The 6,219-nt window shown below is 39.6% G+C and carries 5 protein-coding genes; all 5 read right to left on the bottom strand.

Translation table 11 applies throughout. The features are described 5' to 3' along the window. Positions 1-789: 789 nt before the first annotated feature. Positions 790-2,118, bottom strand: coding sequence for a UDP-N-acetylglucosamine 1-carboxyvinyltransferase (gene murA, locus ACDX78_RS21620; RefSeq protein ID WP_486030695.1), 1,329 nt, complete (start codon positions 2,116-2,118; stop codon positions 790-792). Positions 2,119-2,753: 635 nt separating this feature from the next. Further along, entirely contained in the window at positions 2,754-2,984 is a 231-nt protein-coding gene (locus ACDX78_RS21615; RefSeq protein WP_486030693.1) for a DUF1146 family protein, read from the bottom strand. A gap of 433 nt (positions 2,985-3,417) precedes the next feature. Next, positions 3,418-3,813: a F0F1 ATP synthase subunit epsilon gene (locus tag ACDX78_RS21610; protein ID WP_486030691.1), complete on the bottom strand. Its 396-nt coding sequence runs from the start codon at positions 3,811-3,813 to the stop codon at positions 3,418-3,420. A gap of 66 nt (positions 3,814-3,879) precedes the next feature. Then, complete coding sequence (gene atpD / locus ACDX78_RS21605) at positions 3,880-5,283, bottom strand: F0F1 ATP synthase subunit beta (RefSeq protein WP_486030689.1); 1,404 nt, start codon at positions 5,281-5,283, stop codon at positions 3,880-3,882. A 35-nt stretch (positions 5,284-5,318) separates the two neighbouring features. Beyond that, a complete protein-coding gene (gene atpG / locus ACDX78_RS21600) occupies positions 5,319-6,176 on the bottom strand; it encodes an ATP synthase F1 subunit gamma (protein ID WP_486030687.1) in 858 nt (285 codons plus the stop codon). Positions 6,177-6,219: the final 43 nt, after the last annotated feature.

The following is a 6,219-nucleotide window of genomic DNA, read 5'->3' as shown; positions in this document are numbered from 1 at the left end:
ATTACATGTGAAGTATCAATTTTATTTTCTCAAAAAATCAAATTTGAGAGAGCTGCTTTCCTGTTGTCTTTTTAGAGCAATTTTCATAAGTGTTTTCATACAAATGTTAGCACCGCAAGGGTATGACGTAAAGGCCCTTGAACGAACCGGGCCGTTACTGGCTGTTAGATCTCCCACTTAGCATTTTCATGTTTCCTTCATTCTTGAAGTGGGAGTCTTACGACGCACACGACGTGGCGTTTTTGTCGGCCAGCCAGTTACACTGCGATACAATGAATGTAAGACGTGTAGTACTAAAGCCTACTTACTATCCTTTTCATGATTAATTTATACCAACCTTTCATTTATTCTGTAATTTTCATTCAATATTACCATAGATTTGTCGTAATGAAAAGTCACAAAATGAAGAAAACTGCATATTATTTTATATGTTTTCATTCCTTTTAAAGATACGATTGCTGCTGGTCGCACGTCATTTTTACTGGGTTTTTGGATAGATGAACGGCAAGATAATAAAACTTGTATGCTATGTATTTATACTATTTTGAAAAGTAATAGTATTAATTTTAGTATTTAATTATTTATATTATACGACGTTTTGACATTAATAGCTAGCAATTTTTGAAATCTTATTTCGATTTTGTCGAATGATAGTGTTTGAAAAACTGTCGTTGCCGAGGTCATTTACTATTATGCAACAAAAGAACCGTCCCTGTGTTTCATCCCCATTAAAAAAACAGTTGGACGACATATCCACCTGTTTTTTTACATGAATTATAATTTTTTTACTTATGAAAGCTCTGCTATAAATTTTTGCGGTTGATAATCTACTTGTACAAAAGGCTCGAGCTTTTTCCCATTTTCATCTACACGTTCAATATCCGCTCCAAGGGATGCAAGCTTGCCTGTAATGTTCACATAACCGCGGTCAAGATGCTTTAATTCTGTTACTCGAGTAATGCCATCTGATTTTAATCCGGCCAAAATAAGCGCTGCTGCTGCACGTAAATCCGTTGCTGCAACTTCTGCACCCTGCAGGTCACTCGGTCCTTCCATAATGACACTGCGCCCTTCAATTTTTAACTTGGCGTTCATGCGGCGGAATTCCTCTACATGCATGAAGCGATTTTCAAATACGGTTTCTGTAATCACACTGGTGCCATAAGCACTTAACATTAACGCCATCATCTGGGGCTGCATATCGGTTGGAAACCCGGGATGCGGCAATGTTTTGATGTCTGTTGCTTTTAAATCCTTTGGTCCAATAACTCGAACACCATGTTTTTCTTCCGTGATGATAACACCCATTTCTTCCAGCTTGGAAATAACAGAACGTAAATGTTCAGTTTCTGCATTTTCAATTAAAATATTCCCACCGGTAATAGCTGCTGCTACCATAAATGTTCCGGCTTCCACACGATCGGGAATAATAGCGTGATCGGTGCCTGTAAGCTTTTCAACACCTTCAATACGAATGGTTTCTGTTCCTGCTCCTACTACTTTGCCACCCATTTTATTTAAATAATTTGCTAAATCAACAATTTCCGGCTCTTTGGCACAATTTTCCAAAATTGTTTTTCCTTCAGCCAAGGCTGCTGCCATCATAATATTTTCCGTCGCTCCAACACTCGGCATATCAAGATAAATTTTTGCACCTTGAAGACGCCCATTTACATGGACTTCCACAAATCCGTTCCCAACATGTACTTGCGCTCCCATTGCTTCAAAACCTTTCAGGTGTAAATCAATAGGCCTGGAACCAATGGCACATCCTCCTGGCATGGCTACTTTTGCATGGCCGTATCTTGATAAAAGTGGACCTAATACCAATACCGACGCACGCATTTTTCTTACGTATTCAAAAGGTGCTTCTGTTTTCAGTTTTGCTGAAGCATCCACAGAGACTGTATTATCGCTAAAGCTAACCTTTGCATTCATATTGCTTAATACTTGATTAATTGTATAAACATCAGCTAATTCAGGTACATCGGTAATAATACTTTTTCCTTCGCTTGCAAGCAGACTTGCTGCAATTACAGGAAGAACTGCATTTTTTGCACCCTCCACTTTGACGGTACCTTTCAGTTGTTGTCCGCCTTTGACGATGATTTTTTCCATTTTTTTCAATTCTCCTTCAGATCCAGTTTCACATTATATTAATATTCATTTATCAGGATAGGTGTTCCAATCATGTATGTAAGTCTTTTATTCGATTTTTAAGCTGCATCGATTTGGTTACTTACAGATAGATTAATCGGATTGTTCCTGCGCTTCCTTAGTGATATATACCCGGTTACAACTTTTTTATACATGTAAATGTCAATATTGTCGAATTATGTTTGTTCATTTTTCATATCAAAACATATACTATCCTATTTTAAAACAACCAACATATATTATACCATTATATTTAGTTGTCAGACAAGCACATTTTTCAGGTATACGATAAAACTTAGATGGTGTTATTGTTTAATTGTTCTGTTCAATAACGTTTCTTATTGATTAAGTACAAGACAAGTTGAAAGGGGATATTATAACAATATAGTATTCGTTTGTTTTTTTGGTTTTTCGACTATCTTTGTATATATCTTATCGCAATTTCACTTTTAGTGACAGTCTAATGTACGCTTTTTATTCATTGTCACAGAATTGTCGTCTTATTGCCTATTAATGGTTAACTTATTCTGTGATTTACTTTAGGAGGGTATGTTGTGAAGATATTAAAAAAACCGGTTATGATAACCGATTTCAGTCTAAAATAAATATATGAGGTCTCTGGACCATTGGAGTATTTCCAACACAAATCTGCTGACACCTGTACCAATCACAATGGCAATAAACAGGAAGAAAATCCGTGCTTCTGTTGTACGTCCCTTACGAATGACTGGATCAAAATTAATTCCCAACATGACTTTCCATGTTATGTAGATGAAAAGCAGATGAGATATCATACTAATGATTGCTAGTTGTCCAATTGGAAACATAAAAAGCCACCTTTATTATTTGCTAATAGCAACTTTGCCATGTATCAGGCTGGAAGTCAACTGATTTTATCAATGTAAGCATTACCAAATTCAACAAATAATTTATGCGATCTTTTAAAATAGGTCATGAATTTTCATTTCCCGGGAAATATCGACAGTTATTTTTTTACTGGTAAATATTTGAAATAGATTGTTATTTATATTCCCCTAGAGGTATATGTTGTTTCCTCGGCTTATTGAATGCTATAATGACGCTTACTCACGTCAATATCCTATTAATTTGCCAATAGGAGATCGGCCTCCCCGATGATAGTTCGGCGAATCGATTCCTGAACCATTTTCCAGCCTTCATAAATCAATTTTGCAACAAAAGAATCGTCCCCTTGTTGCAAAAAAATTCTCTTACAACGTTTCAGTTATAAGAGAATTTTCGTTACTGTCCTACATTCAGGCGATTCATTGCTCGTTTGAGTGCTAGTTCGGCCCGTTTGAAGTCGATATCGTCTTGTTGGGACTGCAGCCGGCGTTCGGCACGTTTTTTTGCTTCTTGTGCACGCTCGACATCAATATCCACCGGTTTTTCTGCAGACTGGGCAAGAATGGTTACTTTATCAGGTTGAACCTCCATAAAACCGCCATTGACAGCTAAATGATTCTCAGCATTTTCCCGTTTTAAACGAACGGAACTGATCGATAAAGGAGCAACAAGTGGAATATGTCCCGGTAATATACCAAGCTCTCCACTTTCTGCTTTACAGCTAACCATATCAAACGTATCTTCCAATACAGGGCCATCAGGAGTAACAACACTCACCGTTAGTGTTTTCATGTAACCCCTCCTCAGGCATGAAGGTGGTCACAGTGCGTAACCACCATTTTATTGTTTACACTGATATTATTCCATACCTTTTGCTTTTTCAACTACTTCTTCAATGCGGCCGACAAGACGGAATGCATCTTCCGGCAGGTCATCATACTTACCGTCAAGGATTTCCCTGAATCCGGCTACCGTTTCTGCAATAGGCACATAAGAACCTTTTTGACCGGTAAACTGCTCAGCTACGTGGAAGTTTTGCGACAGGAAGAACTGGATACGACGCGCACGTGCTACGACAAGTTTATCTTCATCCCCAAGCTCATCCATACCAAGAATGGCAATAATATCCTGAAGCTCTCTGTAACGCTGCAATGTTTGCTGTACTTCCACCGCAACCTCGTAATGTTCTTTATCCACTACTTCCGGGTCTAACGCACGGGATGTAGAGGCCAGTGGATCCACTGCCGGGTAAATACCTTGCTCTGATAATCCGCGATCAAGGTTGGTTGTTGCATCCAAGTGTGCGAAAGTAGTTGCCGGTGCCGGGTCTGTATAGTCATCCGCTGGCACATAAATAGCCTGGATGGATGTTACAGAACCTTTATCCGTTGAAGTGATTCGCTCTTGTAATTGTCCCATTTCCGTTGCAAGTGTCGGCTGGTAACCAACCGCAGAAGGCATACGTCCAAGCAGTGCAGATACCTCTTGACCAGCTTGCGTAAAACGGAAAATATTATCGATAAATAATAGTACGTCTGCACCTTTTTCATCACGGAAATACTCAGCCATAGTCAAACCGGTTAAGGCTACACGCATACGTGCTCCCGGCGGCTCGTTCATTTGGCCGAAAACCATTGCTGTTTTTTCAATAACGCCGGAGTCTTTCATTTCATAGTAAAGGTCATTTCCTTCTCGGGTACGTTCACCTACACCCGCAAATACGGAAATACCACCATGCTCTTGGGCGATGTTATTGATTAATTCCTGGATCAAAACGGTTTTACCAACACCGGCTCCACCGAAAAGTCCAATTTTTCCACCTTTAATATATGGGGCCAATAAGTCAACAACTTTAATTCCTGTCTCTAAAATTTCAGTCTCGGTAGACAGGTTTTCAAAATCGGGTGTTGCACGATGAATTGGATCTCTGCGCGTATCATCCGGCAGTTTCTCATCAAGGTCAATATTCTCACCCAGAATATTAAACACTCTTCCTAAGGTCACATCACCAACAGGGACAGAGATCGGGTTGCCCTGGTCTTGAACAGAACTGCCACGCTGTACGCCTTCAGTTCCAGACATTGCAATCGTACGTACACTATTATCTCCTAGATGAAGTGCTACTTCCAGAGCAAGCTCCGTCGTGCCTCCATCTGATTCAACTTGGACAGTTAAAGCATTATAAATTTCCGGGAGCTGGCCGTCTTCGAATTTCACGTCGACAACCGGTCCCATTACTTGTGTAACTTGTCCTTTGCTCATGGCTTTCCCTCCTAACTAGCTATTCTTGGCAGGAGTTATTCTAATGCTGCTACACCGCCGCTGATTTCTGTGATTTCCTGTGTAATTGCCGCTTGACGTGCACGGTTATAAGTTAAGGTCAAATCATCAATCAGTTCACCGGCATTATCTGTAGCACTGCGCATTGCCGTCATACTCGCTGCGTGTTCACTTGCTTTTCCGTTGAGTAATGCCCCGTAAATTAAGCTTTCGGCATACTGTGGTAAAAGCACTTCTAAAATTTGCTGTTCGTTTGGTTCATACTCATATTCGCTTTCTTTTGCATCTTCCTGCATGTTTTCTATTGGCAAGAGCTGTGTGGATGTTACCTGCTGTGAAATAGCACTTACATAGTGATTGTAAATAATATGCAATTCATCTATTTCTTCATTGGTATACATTTGCACCGTTTCTGCTGCAAGATCTTTTATATCGGAAAATTCGGGTTGATCTGCAAGTCCAAGAATACTTTTAGCAATTGGCAGTTCTTGCTTTTTGCAGTATTCATATCCATTACGTCCAGCCACAATTACCGTATACTGATCTGTTGAAGTATGACGTTCATTAATTGTTTGCTGAAGTCGTCTCAGAATATTACTGTTATATGCTCCTACAAGCCCGCGGTCGGTTGTGATAACAAGGTAACCCGTCTTTTTCACTTCCCGCTTTTCAAGCATTGGGTGGCTGATATCTGAAGATCCACCTGCAATATCGGCAACAACTTCCCTCATTTTTTTACTGTATGGAACATAGTTCTTTGCATTTTGCTCTGCCTTTGCCATTTTAGAAGCAGATACCATTTCCATGGCGGAAGTGATTTTTCTCGTTTTCTTTGTCGAGTCAATTCTTCCTTTAATATCTCTTAGTGATGCCAAGCTTTTCACCGCCCTCTCTTATTAAAAGGTTGCGTTATGTTAT

This window comes from Virgibacillus oceani, from assembly GCF_041521345.1.
In the GTDB taxonomy this organism is placed as follows: domain Bacteria; phylum Bacillota; class Bacilli; order Bacillales; family Amphibacillaceae; genus Virgibacillus_N; species Virgibacillus_N oceani_A.
The sequence above is the reverse complement of the archived record's forward strand: the minus strand, read 5'-3'. Positions and strand labels throughout refer to the sequence as shown.